This window comes from Streptomyces sp. NPDC000410 (assembly GCF_040300305.1).
Classification (GTDB): domain Bacteria; phylum Actinomycetota; class Actinomycetes; order Streptomycetales; family Streptomycetaceae; genus Streptomyces.
On sequence record NZ_JBEPDM010000002.1, the window covers coordinates 95,995 to 113,604 of the forward strand.

General features: G+C 71.8%; 13 protein-coding genes. 7 read left to right on the forward strand and 6 right to left on the reverse strand.

The features are described 5' to 3' along the window. Window positions 1–38: 38 nt before the first annotated feature. From speB to ABT342_RS03910, 6 genes are all read left to right on the forward strand, one after another. Complete coding sequence (speB, locus tag ABT342_RS03885; RefSeq protein ID WP_351566570.1) at window positions 39–1,010, forward strand: agmatinase; 972 nt, start codon at window positions 39–41, stop codon at window positions 1,008–1,010. Continuing rightward, complete coding sequence (locus ABT342_RS03890) at window positions 1,007–2,689, forward strand: thiamine pyrophosphate-binding protein (RefSeq protein WP_351566573.1); 1,683 nt, start codon at window positions 1,007–1,009, stop codon at window positions 2,687–2,689. Before speB ends, ABT342_RS03890 begins: the two co-directional genes overlap by 4 nt. 234 nt (window positions 2,690–2,923) lie before the next feature. After that, window positions 2,924–3,817 (forward strand): serine hydrolase, encoded by an 894-nt coding sequence (locus ABT342_RS03895; RefSeq protein WP_351566576.1) that lies wholly within the window; start codon window positions 2,924–2,926, stop codon window positions 3,815–3,817. A 134-nt stretch (window positions 3,818–3,951) separates the two neighbouring features. Then, complete coding sequence (locus ABT342_RS03900) at window positions 3,952–7,659, forward strand: ABC transporter ATP-binding protein (RefSeq protein WP_351566578.1); 3,708 nt, start codon at window positions 3,952–3,954, stop codon at window positions 7,657–7,659. Window positions 7,660–7,863: 204 nt separating this feature from the next. Then, window positions 7,864–8,250 carry a hypothetical protein gene (locus ABT342_RS03905; protein ID WP_351566581.1) on the forward strand — a complete coding sequence of 129 codons (387 nt, stop codon included), beginning with the start codon at window positions 7,864–7,866 and terminating at the stop codon, window positions 8,248–8,250. An 89-nt stretch (window positions 8,251–8,339) separates the two neighbouring features. Continuing rightward, complete coding sequence (locus ABT342_RS03910; RefSeq protein WP_351566584.1) at window positions 8,340–9,809, forward strand: serine protease; 1,470 nt, start codon at window positions 8,340–8,342, stop codon at window positions 9,807–9,809. 162 nt (window positions 9,810–9,971) lie between these two features. Here ABT342_RS03910 and ABT342_RS03915 read toward each other — a convergent pair whose 3' ends face one another. From ABT342_RS03915 to ABT342_RS03925, 3 genes are all read right to left on the reverse strand, one after another. After that, window positions 9,972–10,592: a hypothetical protein gene (locus ABT342_RS03915; RefSeq protein WP_502965463.1), complete on the reverse strand. Its 621-nt coding sequence runs from the start codon at window positions 10,590–10,592 to the stop codon at window positions 9,972–9,974. Window positions 10,593–10,733: 141 nt separating this feature from the next. Then, on the reverse strand, window positions 10,734–12,572 hold the full coding sequence (locus ABT342_RS03920) for a glycoside hydrolase family 3 protein (protein WP_351567282.1): 1,839 nt from the start codon (window positions 12,570–12,572) through the stop codon (window positions 10,734–10,736). A 666-nt stretch (window positions 12,573–13,238) separates the two neighbouring features. Beyond that, window positions 13,239–13,655 (reverse strand): winged helix-turn-helix transcriptional regulator, encoded by a 417-nt coding sequence (locus tag ABT342_RS03925; protein WP_351566589.1) that lies wholly within the window; start codon window positions 13,653–13,655, stop codon window positions 13,239–13,241. Window positions 13,656–13,768: 113 nt separating this feature from the next. On the opposite strand from ABT342_RS03925, the gene ABT342_RS03930 reads away from it, so the two are divergent. Beyond that, on the forward strand, window positions 13,769–14,665 hold the full coding sequence (locus ABT342_RS03930) for an NADP-dependent oxidoreductase (protein ID WP_351566591.1): 897 nt from the start codon (window positions 13,769–13,771) through the stop codon (window positions 14,663–14,665). Window positions 14,666–14,706: 41 nt separating this feature from the next. On the opposite strand, the gene ABT342_RS03935 is transcribed toward ABT342_RS03930, so the two are convergent. The 3 genes from ABT342_RS03935 to ABT342_RS03945 form a co-directional block, all read right to left on the reverse strand. Then, window positions 14,707–15,492 carry a sugar phosphate isomerase/epimerase family protein gene (locus ABT342_RS03935; RefSeq protein ID WP_351566594.1) on the reverse strand — a complete coding sequence of 262 codons (786 nt, stop codon included), beginning with the start codon at window positions 15,490–15,492 and terminating at the stop codon, window positions 14,707–14,709. Next, complete coding sequence (locus ABT342_RS03940) at window positions 15,489–16,436, reverse strand: bifunctional helix-turn-helix transcriptional regulator/GNAT family N-acetyltransferase (protein WP_351566597.1); 948 nt, start codon at window positions 16,434–16,436, stop codon at window positions 15,489–15,491. The genes ABT342_RS03935 and ABT342_RS03940 overlap by 4 nt, the downstream gene beginning before the upstream one ends. Before the next feature lie 104 nt (window positions 16,437–16,540). After that, window positions 16,541–17,599, reverse strand: a complete 1,059-nt coding sequence (locus tag ABT342_RS03945; protein ID WP_351566600.1) for a LacI family DNA-binding transcriptional regulator — start codon at window positions 17,597–17,599, stop codon at window positions 16,541–16,543. Window positions 17,600–17,610: the final 11 nt, after the last annotated feature.

Genomic DNA, 17,610 nt, shown 5'->3' on the forward strand with positions numbered 1-17,610 from the left:
TGCGAATCGTAGGAAAAGCGTAGGAAGTAGGCATAGGCATGAGCAGCAACGAGACGCCTCGCGGCCCCATCGACTCGTCCCGCATCCCGCGGTACGCCGGACCCGCGACGTTCGCCCGGCTGCCCCGGCTCGACGAGGTCGGCAGCACCGATGTCGCCGTCGTCGGCGTGCCCTTCGACGCCGGGGTCTCGTACCGTCCCGGCGCGCGCTTCGGCGGCAACGCCATCCGTGAGGCGTCGAGGCTCCTGCGGCCGTACAACCCGGCCCAGGACGCCTCGCCCTTCGCGCTCGCCCAGGTCGCGGACGCCGGTGACATCGCCGCCAACCCGTTCAACATCAACGAGGCCGTCGAGACGATCGAGGCCGCGGCCGACGATCTGCTCGGCACCGGCGCCCGCATGATGACGCTGGGCGGCGACCACACGATCGCGCTGCCGCTGCTGCGGTCGGTCGCCAAGAAGCACGGCCCGGTGGCGCTGCTGCACTTCGACGCGCACCTGGACACCTGGGACACGTACTTCGGTGCCGAGTACACGCACGGCACGCCGTTCCGCCGGGCCGTCGAGGAGGGCATCCTCGACACCGAGGCGCTCTCCCACGTCGGTACGCGCGGGCCGCTGTACGGCAAGCAGGACCTCACCGACGACGAGAAGATGGGCTTCGGCATCGTCACCTCGGCCGACGTCTACCGACGCGGCGCCGACGAGGTCGCCGACCAGCTGCGCCAGCGCATCGGTGACCGCCCGCTGTACATCTCCATCGACATCGACGTGCTCGACCCGGCGCACGCGCCCGGCACCGGCACACCCGAGGCGGGCGGCATCACCTCGCGCGAGCTGCTGGAGATCCTGCGCGGGCTCGCCTCCTGCAACCTGGTCTCCGCCGACGTCGTCGAGGTCGCCCCGGCCTACGACCACGCCGAGATCACGTCGGTCGCGGCGTCGCACACCGCGTACGAGCTGACCACGATCATGTCCCGCCAGATCGCGGCGTCGAGGACGGACAAGTGACCCACGACCACGACCTCGTACTGCGGCCCACGGAGCAGCAGACGCGGGCCGCCCTCAACCCGCCCGCCGGGCGTAACGGCGGTGACCTCGTCGTCGAGACGCTGCAGGGCCTCGGTGCGACCACCGTCTTCGGACTGCCCGGCCAGCACGCGCTCGGCATGTTCGACGCGCTGCGCCGCTCCGACCTCGCGTACGTCGGCCTGCGCGTCGAGAACAACGCGGGCTTCGCGGCGGACGCGTACGGCCGTATCACCGGGGAAGCCGCCCCGCTGCTGCTCTCCACCGGACCCGGCGCGCTGACCTCGCTCGCCGCCCTGCAGGAGGCCGCCGCGGCCAGCGCGCCCGTGCTGGCGATCTCCAGCCAGGTGCCGACCGCCGGGCTCGGTGGCGGCCGGCACGGCTATCTGCACGAACTGCGTGACCAGAAGGCGTCGTTCCGCGACATCGTCAAATCCGTGCACACCGTCCGGCACGCCTCGCAGATCCCCTCGGCGATCGCCGCCGCCTGGGAGTCCGCGCTGACCGCCCCGCACGGGCCGGTCTGGGTGGAGATCCCGCAGGACGTGCTGCTGGCCGAGACCGGCCTGCCGGTCGTCACGGCCATGGACGCCACCCCGCACGACCTGGTCCCGCGCCCCGAACTGACCGCCGTCGCCGCGCATCTGCTGCAGAACGCCGAGCGCCCGGCGATCATCGCGGGTGGCGGAGTCGTCCGCTCCGACGCGTCCGGCAAGCTGCTGGCGCTGGCCGAGAAGCTGGACATCCCGGTCGTCACGACCTTCGGCGGCAAGGGTGCCTTCCCGTGGGAGCACCCGCTGTCGATGCAGTCGTGGCTGGAGGACCGGCACACCACCGACTTCCTGGAGGACGCCGACGTCCTGCTGGTCGTCGGCTCCGGACTCGGTGAACTCTCCTCGAACTACCACACGTTCGCGCCGCGAGGCCGGGTCGTCCAGATCGAGGCGGACCTCGGCAAGCTGGAGTCCAACCACGCCGGGCTCGGCATCCACGCCGATGCCCGTACGGCCCTTTCCGCGCTGCTGGAGACGGTAGAGGAGAGGCGCGACCCGTCGGCCGCCGAGCGGGTCCGGGCGCTGCTGGCGAAGGTACGGGAGCGGATCGACGGCCAGGACCTCACCCTGGAGCAGGAGGTGCTGGCGGCGGTCCGCGAGGCCCTGCCGGACAGCGCGCCGAGCTTCTGGGACATGACGATCCTCGCCTACTGGGCCTGGTCCGCCTTCGACGCCAGGCGGCCGAACACGATGCACTCCGCACAGGGCGCCGGCGGCCTCGGCTACGGCTTCCCCGCCGCGCTGGGCGCCGCCGCGGCGGACCGTACGAAGCCGGTGCTCGCGGTCTCCGGCGACGGCGGCGCGATGTACTCGATCGCGGAGCTGGCGACGGCGAAGCAGTACAACCTGCCGGTGACCTGGCTGATCGTCGACGACGGCGGCTACGGCATCCTGCGCGAGTACATGACGGACGCCTTCGGGGAGGCGACGGCGACCGAGCTGTCCCGCCCGGACTTCGTCGCGCTCGCCGAGTCCTTCGGGGTGCCCGCCGTCCGTACGTCCGTCGAGTCGCTGAGCGAGGATCTGGCCAAGGCCCTCCACGAGCCCGGTCCTTCGGTCGTCGTCCTGCCCGCGCTGCTGAGGATGTTCGCGCCGACGCATCTCTGAGGCGTGTCCCTGAGGCGTGCCGCTGGGTGCGTCCCTGAGGTGCACCGCTGAGTCACGCCTCCGAGCCGGGCCTCCCGGCCTGCCGTCCGCGGGCGTGGGCACCGTCACACGACCGTGCCCACGCCCGTACGATTTTCCGTACAACTTTTCATCATCCGGTGAGTCTTCCGATGCGTGACTCACCACTCCCATTCCCACCGCGTATCCCGCCGCCGCGGACGCGGCGCTCTCGGTGTGGCCCTCGCCGTGGGTGTGCTCGCGCCGACCGCCCTGTCGGCGGCGCCCGCCACCGCCGCGACCACCGCCGCGACCTGCACCTCGCTCAAGCCGGGTGTCGCCGCCGCGCTCGCCAAGGACATCAACGCCGCCCTCGCGGGCCGCGCCTCGACGACGGCCATCCTCGTCAACGACCGGATCGGCGGGACGAGTTGTTCGCTGCGGCCTGAGCAGCGGTTCGACTCGGCCAGTGTGGTCAAGGTGACCGTGCTCGCCGCCCTCCTGTTCGACGCGCAGAAGACCGGCCGCTCCCTGACGGCCACCGAGAAGTCCCGCGCCAAGGCCATGATCACCCAGTCGGACAACGCGGCGACCAGCGCGCTGTGGCGTCAGCTCGGCATGACCAAGATCCAGGCCTTCCTCCGGGCCGCGGGCATGACCAAGACCGTCCCCGGTTCCGGCGGCTACTGGGGGCTCACCCAGATCACCGCGTACGACCAGCAGAAGCTGCTGGCGCGCATCACGGTGAAGAACGGGCTGCTGACGGACGCCTCGCGGAGCTACATCCTGCAGCTGATGAACACCGTCGTCTCGTCGCAGCGCTGGGGCACCCCCGCCGGCGCGCCCACCACCGTGAAGGTGCACGTCAAGAACGGCTGGCTGTCCCGGGCCACCCACGGCTGGCGGGTGCACAGCATCGGCGCCTTCACCGGGACCTCGAAGAACTACACGATCACCGTCCTGACGCACGACAACAAGACGATGACCGACGGCGTGAACACCATCCAGGCCGTCGCCCGCGCCGTGCACAAGCACCTCAACCCGACGGCGCCGCTGAACTCCGTGATCACGCCGCCCGCCGCCCCGCAGGAGGCCACGGTCCCGGTGCCGGAGCGCGGCCCGGCGTACTGAGGCCCGTGAGGCCATGAGGTCATGAGGTCCTAGGACCTCGGACCGTACTTTGTTGCGGCGGGATGAAATCCGCCCGCGCCCGCGTTGGTGCCTTCCGGTAGATCAGGACCGAAATCCGGAGCCGGGAGGCACCAGTGGCGGCGGCGGGAAAACAGACGTGGGCACGACGGCTTGCCGGATACGCGTGGCGGTACCGGCGCAATGTCGTGCTCGCGCTCGGCTCGTCCCTCGCCGGTATGGCCGTGATGGCCTTCGTTCCGCTGATCACCAAGGTCGTCATCGATGACGTCATCGGCGATCACAGCCGGTCACTGGCCGTCTGGACCGGCCTGCTGATAGCCGCCGCGGTCGTCGTCTACGTCCTCACGTACATACGCCGCTACTACGGCGGCCGCCTCGCCCTCGACGTCCAGCACGATCTCCGTACCGAGATGTACGGGACGATCACCCGGCTCGACGGCCGACGCCAGGACGAGCTGTCCACCGGCCAGGTCGTCGGCCGCGCCACCAGCGACCTCCAGCTCATCCAGGGTCTGCTCTTCATGCTCCCGATGACGATCGGGAACTTCCTGCTCTTCTTCATCTCGCTCGGCGTCATGGCCTGGCTGTCGCTGCCGCTGACCCTGGTCGTCCTCGGCGTCGCCCCGGCCCTCTGGTTCATCGCCAAGCGCAGCCGCGTGAAGCTGCACCCCGCCACCTGGTACGCCCAGCAGCAGGCCGCCGCCGTCGCGGGCGTCGTCGACGGGGCCGTCTCCGGGGTCCGCGTCGTCAAGGGCTTCGGGCAGGAGGAGCAGGAGACCGGGAAGCTCCGGGAGGTCGGCCGCAGGCTCTTCGCGGGCCGGCTGCGCACGATCCGGCTGAACGCCAAGTACACCCCCGCCCTCCAGGCCGTGCCCGCCCTCGGTCAGGTCGCGATGCTGGCGCTCGGCGGCTGGCTGGCCACGCGCGGGCAGATCACGCTCGGTACGTTCGTCGCCTTCTCGACGTATCTCGCCCAGTTGGTCGGACCGGTCCGGATGCTCGCCATGGTGCTCACCGTCGGGCAGCAGGCCAGGGCCGGTGTGGAGCGGGTCCTGGAGCTGATCGACACCGAGCCGACCATGAAGGACGGCACCAGGGAGCTGCCCGCCGACGCCCCCGCGACCGTCGAGTTCGACGACGTCGGCTTCGGGTACGGCGACGCGGCGCAGCCCGTTCTCGACGGCTTCTCGCTCGCCATCCGGGCCGGTGAGACCGTGGCCGTCGTCGGCTCCTCCGGAAGCGGCAAGTCCACCGTCTCGCTGCTGCTGCCCCGCTTCTACGACGTCACGCACGGCGCCGTCCTCGTCGGCGGCCACGACGTCCGCGAGCTGACCCTGGACTCGCTGCGGGCCGCCATCGGCCTCGTACCGGAGGACAGCTTCCTCTTCTCCGACACCGTCCGCGCGAACATCGCGTACGGGAAGCCCGGCGCGACGGACGAGGAGATCGTCCAGGCCGCGCGCACCGCGCAGGCCGACCGTTTCATCGCCGAGCTGCCCGACGGCTACGACACCAAGGTCGGCGAGCACGGCCTCACCCTCTCCGGCGGCCAGCGCCAGCGCGTCGCGCTCGCCCGCGCGATCCTCGCCGACCCCCGGCTGCTGCTCCTGGACGACGCCACCTCCGCCGTCGACGCGCGCGTCGAGCACGAGATCCACGAGGCGCTGCGCGGCGTGATGGCCGGGCGGACCACGCTGCTGATCGCCCACCGCCGCTCCACGCTCGGCCTCGCCGACCGGATCGCCGTCCTCGACGGGGGCCGGCTCGCCGACATCGGCACGCACGAGGAGCTGGAGGAGCGCTCCGCCCTCTACCGGCGGCTGCTCACCGACCCCGACGAGCTGGGCGGCGTGTCCCCCGGGCGCCCCCTCCCCGTCGAGATCCCCGAGGACCGCACCGTACGCGACGAACTCGACGCCGAGTTCGACGCCGAGCGCGGCATCACGCCCCCGCTCTGGGTCCGCAAGGAGGAGGCCGAGGAGGACGCGGCGGCCGGGGCCACGCCCGAGCTGCTCGCGCAGGTCGCCGCGCTGCCGCCGGCCACGGACACCCCGGGGATCGACGAGGCGGGGGCGGTGACGCCCGAGGAGTCGTACGGCCTGCGCAGGCTGCTGCGCGGCTTCGGCCTGCCGCTGCTGGTCAGCCTGCTGCTGGTCGCGGTCGACGCGGGCATGGGTCTGCTGCTGCCGATCCTGATCCGGCACGGCATCGACGACGGTGTCGAGCGGATGGCGCTCGGTGCGGTGTGGGCGGCGTCCGGGCTGGCGCTGGTCACGGTCGTGGTGCAGTGGGCGGCGCAGATCGGTGAGACCCGGATGACCGGGCGCACCGGCGAGCGCATCCTCTACTCGCTGCGGCTGAAGATCTTCGCCCAGCTACAGCGGCTCGGACTGGACTACTACGAGCGCGAGCTCACCGGCCGGATCATGACCCGGATGACGACGGATGTGGACGCCCTGTCCACCTTCCTCCAGACGGGTCTGGTCACCGCCTTCGTCTCGGTCGTCACGTTCTTCGGCATCATGGTCGCGCTGGTCGTGCTCGACGTGGAGCTCGCGCTGGTGGTCTTCGCGACCCTGCCGGTGCTGATCATCGGGACCGTCTTCTTCCGCCGTCAGTCGGTGAAGGCGTACGAACTGGCCCGCGAACGGATCAGCGTCGTCAACGCCGACCTCCAGGAGTCGGTCGCCGGACTGCGGATCGTGCAGGCGTTCCGGAGGGAGCGCGCGGGGTACGGCCGGTTCGTGGAGCGCAGCCACGCCTACCTGGACGCGCGGGTGCGCGGCCAGTGGCTGATCTCGGTCTACTTCCCGTTCGTGCAGCTGCTCTCCTCGGTGGCGGTCGCGGCGGTGCTCATCGTCGGCGCCGGGCGGATCGAGGCGGGGACGCTCACCACGGGCGCGCTGGTCGCGTACCTCCTCTACATCGATCTGTTCTTCGCGCCCGTGCAGCAGCTGTCGCAGGTCTTCGACGGTTACCAGCAGGCGACGGTGTCGCTGGGCCGCATCCAGGAGCTGCTGCGGGAGCCCACGTCGACGGCGCAGGCCGCCAAGCCGCTGGACGTGCCGGCGCTGCGCGGCGAGATCGCCTTCGAGGACGTGTCGTTCTCGTACGGCGACTCGGAGGAGGCCCTCAGCGGCATCGACCTGCGGATCCCGGCCGGGCAGACGGTCGCCTTCGTGGGGGAGACGGGCGCGGGCAAGTCGACGCTGGTCAAGCTGGTGGCGCGGTTCTACGACCCGACGAGCGGGCGGGTCACCGCCGACGGCACCGATCTGCGCGACCTGGACCTCACGGCGTACCGGCACCGGCTGGGTGTCGTCCCGCAGGAGGCGTACCTCTTCCCCGGCACGGTCCGCGACGCCATCGCGTACGGGCGCCCCGGGGCGAGCGACGCCGAGGTGGAGGCGGCCGCCCGCGCGGTCGGCGCGCACGACATGATCGCGACGCTGGAGGACGGCTACCTGCACGAGGTCGCCGAGCGCGGCCGCAATCTGTCGGCCGGTCAGCGCCAGCTCATCGCCCTGGCGCGGGCGGAGCTCGTCGCTCCGGACGTGCTGCTGCTGGACGAGGCCACCGCCGCGCTGGACCTGGCCACCGAGGCGCAGGTCAACCAGGCCACCGACCGGTTGACCGGGCGCCGTACGACGCTGGTCGTCGCGCACCGGCTCAGCACCGCCGCGCGCGCCGACCGGGTGGTGGTGATGGACGGCGGACGGGTCGCCGAGGACGGTACGCACGACGAGCTGCTGGCGCGGGGCGGGCGGTACGCCGCGTTGTGGCGGACGTTCATCGGCGAGGAGACGCCGACGCCCGCGTAGGCCCTTCGAAGGGGGGCGCGGGGCGCGGAGAGCGGGGGAGTGAGGCGCGAGGAGCGACAGGCGGGGCGCCGGGGGCGGAGGCGAGGGGTCGCCGGGAGCGGGGGGTCAGGGGGCGCCGGGGGGCGTTCGAGGGGTCTTCCGGCAACCATCCGGCTCTCCGCTGCGTCGTATGTCAGTACGCTCTGGTGTCGGAGGGGAGCAAGGGTGTTCGGGAAACTGCTGATACCGCGCGGCATCGGAGCGCTTGGGGCGGCGTTCGCCCTGTTGCTGGCCGGGCCATGGGCGTCGCAGCGTGCGGAGGCCGCGTCCGTGTGTTCCGGACGCCCGGTCAAGTCGGTGTCGTTCGCGACGGGAGAGCTGCGCGTCTACAAGAGCCGTCAGTACGTGTGCGCGCTCACCGCGACCAAGCAGCCGGGCACCACGCGGTACATGTCGGTCTCCCTCCAGCCGCGCGGCGGGCGCGCGGCCGTGGACAAGGGCCGCTTCACCCAGCAGGCGGGACCGGTCACCGTGCACGCCCTCAACAGGTGCGTCCGCGTCACGGGTTCCGTCGGCGGCAGGAGCGTCTCGACCGGCTGGATCCTGTGCTGACGTACTCCCGCTGATCCAACGAGGTCTGGCGGTACGTGTGTTACCCCCGCTAGGTTCACGGCGACCGTTGTGAATCAAGGGGAGGGTGCATGCGCAAAACGCTGAGATGGCTGCTGTCGCTCGTCGTGCTCATAGGCACGGCGGGTGGGACGGCGAGCGCGGCCACCGCCGCCGAGCCGCCCGCCGACAGGGCATCAGGCACCAGCTCACCGGAAGCGTCCACCGACATCAAGGACCGGATCCTCGCGATCCCCGGGATGAGCCTGATCGAGGAGAAGCCGTACCCCGGCTACCGCTACTTCGTCCTCAACTACACCCAGCCGGTCGACCACCGGCGCCCGTCCAAGGGCACGTTCCAGCAGCGCATCACCCTGCTGCACAAGGACACGGCCCGCCCGACCGTCTTCTACACCAGCGGCTACAACGTGGGCACCAACCCGCGCCGCCGCGAACCCACGCAGATCGTCGACGGCAACCAGGTCGACATGGAGTACCGATTCTTCACCCCGTCCCGCCCGCAGCCCGCCGACTGGACCAAGCTCGACATCTGGCAGGCCGCGAGCGACCAGCACCGCATCTTCGCCGCGCTGAAGTCGATCTACACGAAGAAGTGGATCGCCACCGGCATCTCCAAGGGCGGGATGACGGCGACGTACTACGAACGCTTCTACCCGCGCGACATGGACGGCATCGTCGCCTACGTCGCCCCGAACGACGTCAACGACCGTGAGGACGCCGCGTACGACCGCTTCTTCGAGAACGTCGGCACCAAGGAGTGCCGCGACAAGCTGACCGCCGTCCAGCGCGAGGCGCTCGGCAAGCGGCGCGGCGCGCTCACCGCCAAGTACCAGGAATGGGCCACGGCGGAAGGCGGCACCTTCCACACCATCGGCTCGCTCGACAAGGCGTACGAGAGCCTCGTGTCCGACTACGCCTGGGCCTTCTGGCAGTACAGCCTGCTCGCCGACTGCGAGTCCATCCCGGTCGCCGCGACCGCCACCGACCAGGAGATCTACGACTCGCTGGACGCGATCTCCGGCTTCGGGTCCTACATCGACCAGGGCGTGGAACCGTACGCTCCGTACTACTTCCAGGCGGGCACCCAGCTCGGCGCTCCCACGCTGCGCCAGCCGCAGCTGGCCGATCTGCTGCGCTACCCCGGCTACTTCACGCCGCGCGCGTACGTGCCCCGTGAGATCCCGATGGGCAAGTTCGACCGCAACGCGATGCGGGACATCGACACCTGGGTGCGGCACAACGCGACGCGCTCGATGTGGGTCTACGGCGAGAACGACCCGTGGGGCGCGGAGCGCTTCCGCCCCGGCAAGGGCTCGCGTGACGCCCACGTCTTCACCGCCGCCGGTGCGAACCACGGCGCCAACGTCGCGGGCCTGTCCGAGTCCGAGCGTGCGCAGGCGACCGCGCGGATTCTCGCGTGGGCGGGCGTCGCACCGGCTGCCGTCCAGCAGAACCCGGAGCTGGCGAAGCCGCTGACGCGCTTCGACGCGAAGCTCGACAAGCAGGACATCGAGCGCGAGCCGTTCACGCTGCGGCCGTAAGGCCCGCTGCTTCCGCGTGATGCGCTCGTCCTGACCGCGTGCTGCGACTGCGCCCGCCGTGTGTGCCTTACACGCGGCGGGCGCAGCTGTGTGCGCCTTGTCAGCGGTGTGTGTCTTCTCAGCGGTGTGTGTTTTCTCAGCGGTGGGCGTTGCGGTGTGGGGCTATGTGCGGCGGGCGCAGCCCACCGGCCGTGCCCCGCCCAACTGGACGTACAGATCAGTCGATCCCGGGCACTTCTTCCGCGTGGTCACGGCGGACGCCACCTCGAACTCGGGCTGCTGCTCGCCCGAACCGTCGCAGGCGGTCTCCTTCACCTGGCCCTTGCGCGAGGTGTAGACGCAGTCGCCGACGACCGTGTGGGGCCCGCCGCCCCCGCCCGGGTCGCCCGGATGCGGCGGCTCCAGATTGCGCATGCAGGCATAGCCTTGCGGTACCGCTCCGTCGCCGTCCTCGTCGACCGCCGGTCTGCGCTCCGAGATGTGCAGGACGAAGTCGGTGGCGGCCGGACAGGCGGGCCCGTCCGCGATCCGCCCGTTGAACCGCGCGATCACCCGGGCGGTCGCCTTCTCGCTGCCGCACGGCACTTCGCGTACGGCCCCGCCGTCGCCCCGGCTGCTGCAGTCGCCGGGGCCGAGGAACACCGCCCCGTACCCGGACGGCAGCACGGTCCGCGGACGCCCTTCGGAGCTGCTGCCGGTGCTTTCGGTCCTCGGCGACGGCTGGCATCCGGATCCGCCGCCGATGACGAGCGCGCACACCACCCCCACACCCAACCGCCGCATACGGCCGCTTACGGACATGAATCCCCCCGATCTGTCCGTCCAGCGTGACCTGCCGGAGCGCGGGCACGCCAGGGGAACAGGGAGCTTTCCGCCTTGTGGGGGTGGTGCGCCGGTAGCGCGCGGCGTACGCCGCACTACGCCTTAATACGTCAGCCCGTAACCGAGCGGGTACAGCACCTGCGCCGGATCGTCGGCGCGCTGGACCGGCACCGGCAGCCTGCCCTCCGGCTCGGCGCGGCCCGCGATCACGCGCACGGCCGCCCGCAGTTCGACATCCGTCCAGCTGTACGTGGCGAGTGAGGCGGTGAAGCCGGTGCCGGTCAGCTGGGCGATGTCGTACGGATTGCGGATGGCGACGGTCACGACGGGGACGCCGGTCGCGGCGAGGCGGGACACGAGGGTGCGCTGCGGGCTGGTCGCCGAGACGTTGTACGTGCCGACGACGACGACGTCCTTTCCGGCCGCCGCCGCCACGGCCTGCTCGATCTTGGCCGCGGTCGGGGTGATCCCGGTGGACAGGGCCGTCGCGGTGTAGCCGAGTTCGGTGAAGGCGGCGGCGATTGTCGTGGTCGGCGGTCCGGTCGTGCCGGAGGGCGAGGCCGGGTCGGCGCCGACGACCAGGACGTCGGGATGCCGGCGGCGGGACAGCGGCAGCAGTCCTTTCTCGTTGGCGAGCAGGGTGGTGGTCTCCTCGGCGATCCGGTCGGCGGCAGCGAGGTGCTTTCGGGTGCCGACGGTCCGGTCCACACCCTCGTGCGAGACGAACGGCTCGCGGAACAGTCCGAGTTTCGCCTTCAGGAGCAGGATCCGGAGGATCGATTCGTCGATGCGCTGTTCGGTCAGCTCGCCGGACTTGACGGCCTGGAGGACCGCGTTCCAGGCGATGGCCAGGTGCGGCGGATTGAGCAGCTGGTCGCACCCGGCCTTGAGCGCGAGAACCGGGACGCGGTCGTCGCCGTACTTCTGCCGTACGCCCGCCATGCCGAGGGAGTCGGTGACGACGACGCCGTCGTAACCGAGCTGCTCGCGCAGGATGCCGGTGAGGATGGGACGGGAGAGGGTCGCCGGGTCCAGGCTCGGGTCGAGCGCCGGCACGACGATGTGGGCGGTCATGATCGAGTCGATCCCGGCGGCGATCGCCGCCCGGAACGGTGGCGCGTCCAGCTGTCCCCACTGCTCGCGGGTGTGGTGGATGGTGGGCAGGGAGAAGTGGCTGTCGTCCTTGGTGTCGCCGTGCCCCGGGAAGTGCTTGGAGGTCGAGGCGATGCCCGCCCTCTGGTAGCCGCGCACCTGGGCGGCGACGAGCCCGGCGACCGCCTGCGGGTCGGAGCCGAAGGACCGTACGCCGATGACCGGGTTGGCGGGGTTGACGTTGACATCGGCGACCGGCGCGTAGTTCTGGACGATGCCCATCGCGGCGAGCTCGGCGCCCGCGATCGCGGCCGCCTCGCGCGCGGCCGGGCGCGACCCGCCCGCGCCCAGCGCCATCGCCCCGGGAACGAGGGTGGCGGGCTTGCCGACGCGGGCGACGATGCCGTGCTCCTGGTCGGTGGAGATGAGCAGGGGGAGAGGGGTGGGCTGGGCCAGTCCGGCCCGCTGGATGCCGTTGGACAGATCGGCGATCTGGTGCGGCTCGCGGGTGTTGTGCGCCCAGGCGAAGTAGATGATCCCGCCCACGTGGTACCGCTCGATCAGCTCGGCGGCGGTGCGGACGCCGATCTCCTTCAGGTTGGCATCGATGTCGGCCTGGTCGGGTGCGGTGGCGGAGTGCCCGTACACCCGCATCACGAAGAGCTGGCCGACCTTCTCCTCCAGGCTCATCCGTGAGATGAGCCGCTTGAGCCGGTCACGGCCATCGGCATGGGCGAATGCCGCCGTCGGGGCGAGGGCACCGGCCGCCGCTCCGGCAGCGGTCACGGCGGTCGCGGCGGTCGCGGCGGTCGCGGCGAGGAAAGTGCGTCTGGAGGTGCGTGGGGAGATGCCCTGGGAGGGGGTGATCCGATCGTGCACCGGTGCTCCTTCCGTGAAGGAAACTTCCAAGGAGACACGCATATCCGGAAAGTAACTGCCGGTCAAGGGATGCATCCGGGATGCGTCCGTGACGGGCGCGGAGGATGTGAGTGCGGGGACTGCGGGCCGGGCCCCTCCGCGAGGCCGGGGCGGGTCCGCCACCGGCGCTCGGGAGGGGGCGCACCGGTGGCGGTGTGCGCTGCCGGCCGCAGGCGGCTGGAGAGGGGAGCCGACCCTCGCAGCCAGCAGCGAGGGCCGACACCGCTCTGCGGAGACTCACCGACAGAACGGCCGTTGGACGCCGCCGGATCGCCAGGGGTTCCCCGAGCCACGGATCGACCCGCCGACCCGCCGACCCGCCGACCCGCCGACCCGCCGGTTCCCCGACTCGCCGATTCCCCGAGAGCCCGGTGGCGCCGGTGGCCCTGGTATCGCCGGCCATGAGGCCCTGCCCGCCTCACATCAGGCCGCCGAGACCTCCGGCCAGAGCTCGCGAAGGGTCCGTACCGCCTCACGGATCGCCGGCCGCCGCGCCGCGCCCGCGCGCCACAACGCGGACAGCCGCCGCATCGGCACCTTCCACGGTCCGGGTGTCCGTCGTCCCCGTACTCCCGCTGCTCGCCCTTTCGCTGTTGCTCAAGCTCCCGCCGCGAGCGCCGCCGCGTCGTATCGGTGCCGGGCCTCGTGCACCTCGTCGAAATGGTTCTCCGCCCAGTCCTTCACCGCGGAGAGCAGGGCACTGAGACTCCGCCCGAGCGCCGTCAGCTCGTAGTCGACACGCACGGGCACCGAGGCCGTGACGGACCGCGCGACGATCCCGTCCCGCTCCAGCGAACGCAGCGTCTGGGTCAGCATCTTCTGGCTGACGCCCGGGATCCTGCGGCCGAGGTCGCTGTAGCGCATCCGCTCCTCCGCGCCGAGCGCGCTCACGACGAGACTGACCCACTTGTCGCTGATCCGCGCGAGCAACTGGCTGGTGGGGCACTCCTTCAGGAACGCGTCGTACGCGTCGCGGGCGTCGGCCCGGCGCTCGGCCGCTGTCATGGTCGCCATGGGTCGTACCTCCGGGTGCCGTACGCACTCCAAAGTGCGTACTTACCGAAAGAGAGTAACTCTCCATATGTTTGCGGTGCATCGAAAAGCCAGACCTTTCCAGGAGACAAGCCATGCGTGCAGCAGTGATCAACACCTTCGGTGGACCGGACGTCGTCGAGGTCATCGAGACCGAACTGCCCGAGCCCGCCGCCGGCCAGGTGCGCATCAAGGTCCGGGCGGCCGCCCTGAACCCGGTTGACGCGGGCGTGCGACAGGGAGTCTTCGGCGGCGCCGGCGAGCGGCTCGGCCTCGGCTGGGACGTGGCCGGGACCGTTGACGCGGTGGGCGCCGAGGCGGGCTGGTCGGTCGGCGACGAGGTCGTCGGCCTTGCCTACGGAGTCACCAAGTCCCTCGGTACGCACGCCGATTACACCGTCCTCGACGCGCAGGCGGTTGCCGCCGCCCCTCGTACCGCCGACCCGGTGCACGCGGCGACCCTGCCCCTGAACGCCCTCACCGCCGACCAGGCCCTCGACCTCCTCTCTCTCGAATCGGGCCAGTCCCTCCTGATCACGGGCGCGGCAGGCGCGGTCGGCGGCTACGCGATCCAACTCGCCGCCCGCCGTGGGCTGGTCGTCACGGCCCTGGCGAGCCCGTCCGACGAGGACTTCGTCCGCGCTCTCGGCGCCACCCACTTCATCCCCCGCACCGGCCCGCTCCCCTCGGGGACGGTGGACGGCGTCCTGGACGCGGCCGTCCTCGGCGCGGCCGCGCTGGCTTCAGTGCGCGACGGCGGTACGTACACGGGAGTCATCCCGGGCGCTGAGCCCTCGCCCGAACGCGGCATCCGCGTCGAGGCGGTCGAGGTCGGCGCCGACGGCACCCGCCTCGCCGAACTGGCGAAGCTGGTGGACGAGGGCGTCCTGACGCTCCGAGTGGCCCAGACCTTCCCCCTGTCGGAAGCGTCCGCGGCCCACACCCGGCTGCAGGAGGGCGGCGCCCGCGGCCGCATCGTCCTGGTCCCGTAATGCCGGGCCCGGCTGCCGGGGACCTGCTTCCCCGGTCCGGCTCAGTGGGTCCGGCGCAGCGACTCCAGATGCTCCCGCCCCGCTATGAGCAGTCCCGGCAGCTCCGCCGCCCCCGGGTGCCAGCGCTTCTCGTACTCCCAGCAGACCCACCCGCCGTCGCCGGTGAGGGCCAGGCATTCGGCAAGTGGCAGCACTCCGCCACCGAGTGGCAGCGGGGCCAGGTCGTCCGCCGATGCCACGTCCTTGACCTGGACGTAGCCGAGGTAGGGGGCGAGGGCGGCATGGGTGGTGGCCGGGGGTTCGTGGTCCAGCCAGGGGTGCAGGACGTCCCAGAGCGCTCCCGCGTGCCGGTGGCCGACCGTGCCCAGGACGCGGGACACTGCGACGCCTGTGCGATGCGAGTCGTGGGTCTCCAGCAGCACGCACACCCCAAGATCCGCCGCGGCCTCCGCCGCCACGCCCAGCCGGCGGGCGGCCGTCGCGTCCGAGGCCGCCGGGTCCTGGTCGCCGCCGCCGGGGAAGACGCGCAGGTACGAGGCGCCCAAGTCCCCGGCCAGTCCCAGGAGTCCGTCGAGCTCCGCACATACGGCGTCGTCGTCCCCCGGCGCGGCCACCCGTGCGTAACCGGCGACCGTCAGGATCTCCACACCGGCCCGGCTGAACTCCCGGACCACCGCGGCCCGTTCGGCCAGTCCGATCCCCGGGTGGACCGGTTCCTCCGGGGCGGCGCGCAGCTCCACCCCCTGGTAGCCGGACGTCGCGGCGAGGGCGGCCACGTCATGGACGGGCATTCCGGGGACGCCGAGCGTCGAGAAGGCAAGCTTCACAGCGGTGGAGGTCCTTCCTGGAGGGGGAGCCGCCAGTCCTGGCCGACCAGGTCCGCTCCGTACGAGCGGTGCGGCTTCTCGGTGACGAGGGTGAACCCGGCGCGCTGGTAGATCCTGCGGGCGGCGGACAGTGCGTCGTTGGTCCACAGCACCAGCTCCCGGTAGCCGGCCTCGCGGGCGAACTCCACGACCGTGCTCACCAGCCTGTCACCAAGGCCGTGGCCGCGCGCTTCCGGCTCGACAAGGAGCAGCCGCAACCGGGCGGTGGACGGTGCTTCGTCCCGTACGCACATGACCGAGCCGACCGGGCGGCCGTCCAGTTCCGCGATCCACACCCGCTCGAGATGCGGGTCGTGGTCCTGGGCGAAGTCCGCGACGATACGGGCCACCAGACCCTCGAAGTCCGCATTCCACCCGTACTCCGCCGCGTACAGCGCGCCGTGGCGCTGGACTATCCAGCCCAGGTCGCCGGGGGCGGGATCGCGCAGCACGGGGCCCTCGCGGCGCCGGTCCTGGTCGGGGCGGGCCTCGCTCAGTATTTCCCGGACCATGCGCATGGCCTCGGCCAGCCGGGACCGGTCCTGCGCCGGCACGGTGGCAAGGAGCTTGCCGACGGCCTCCCGTGAACGCTCGTCCAGCAGCGTGGTCGCCTCGCGTCCGCGTGCGGTGAGCGTGATGCGCTGGCGCCTCGGGTCCCGCTCGGACGGCGCCCGCTCGACCAGCCCGTCGCGCTCGAACTTGCCGAGCAGCCGGCTCAGGTACCCCGCGTCCAGCGAGAGCTCCAGGCGCAGGTCGGCGGCGTCCGTGCGCGGGGCGTGCGCGAGCTCGTACAGAACGCGGGACTCGGTCAGCGTGTAGGGCGTGTAGAGGTGCTTGCCGTAGTCCAGGGCGCCGATGAGGTTCGTATAGAAGCGGTTGAACGCGCGGATCTCGTGGACGGTCATGATCCACCCCTGACCTTTCCTTTGACTGAGTCAAGGCTAGGTCTCGGGTGCCGCCCCAACAAGGCCTGTGGATAACTCTCGGGCCGGGTGGCGGCGGACCCGGCTCACCCCTTGCGCGGCGGCGCCGTCGACGCCCGCGCCATCAGTTCCGCGCCGATCGTCGCGATGCCCCCCGGCGGCGGGGCCTCCTTGCCCATGGCCAGCCGCCCCGCCCGTACCCCCGCCTCGTGCAGCGGCAGCCGGACCGTCGTCAGCGCCGGTACCGCGTCCACCGCGAACGGCAGGTCGTCGAAGCCGGCCACCGACACGTCGTCCGGAATGATCAGGCCCCGGTCGCGCAGGGCGGCGCAGGCGCCGAGAGCCACCGTGTCGTTGGCGGCGACGATCGCGGTCAGATCCGGGTCGCGGCGCAGCAGCTCCAGCGCCGCGTCGTAGCCCGAGCGGCGGTCGTACCCGCCGTGGACCGTGACCCGGTCCTGGCCCTCGCCGATCCCCGCCGCGGTCAGCGCCGCGCGGTGGCCCTCGAGCCGGTGCCGGGTCGTCGTCCGCTCCTTCGGACCGGCGACGTAGCCGATCCGCCGGTGGCCGAGCGCGATCAGATGCTCGGTGAGGCGCTTCCCGCCGACGCGGTTGTCGAAGGCGAGTGTCGCCGTGACCGACGTGCCCGGCATCGGGGGTCTGCCGCAGAGCACCACCGTCGTACCCGCCTCCGCCATCCTGGCGAGCTTCGCGGACATCGCGGCGATGTGGTCCGGGTCCTCCAGCGCCCCTCCGGTCAGGATGACGGCCGCGGCCCGCTGGCGCTGCAGCAGGGTGAGATAGGTCAGCTCGCGCTCCGGGGAGCCGCCCGTGTTGCAGACGACCGCCAGCTTCTCGCCGCCGGCCCGCCCGGAGCCGCCCGCGCCGATCGCGCTCTGCGCGGCCCCCGCCATGATCCCGAAGAACGGGTCGGCGATGTCGTTGACCAGGATGCCGACCAGGTCGGAGGTGGCCGCGGCGAGAGAGCTGGCCGGGCCGTTCAGCACGTAGTCGAGCTCGTCCACCGCACGGAGTACCCGCTCGCGCGTGGTCGCGGCGACGGGGTAGTTGCCGTTGAGGACCCGGGAGACGGTCGCCGGGGACACCCGGGCGCGGGCCGCCACATCAGCCAGCGTGACTGTCATCGCTTTCCTCC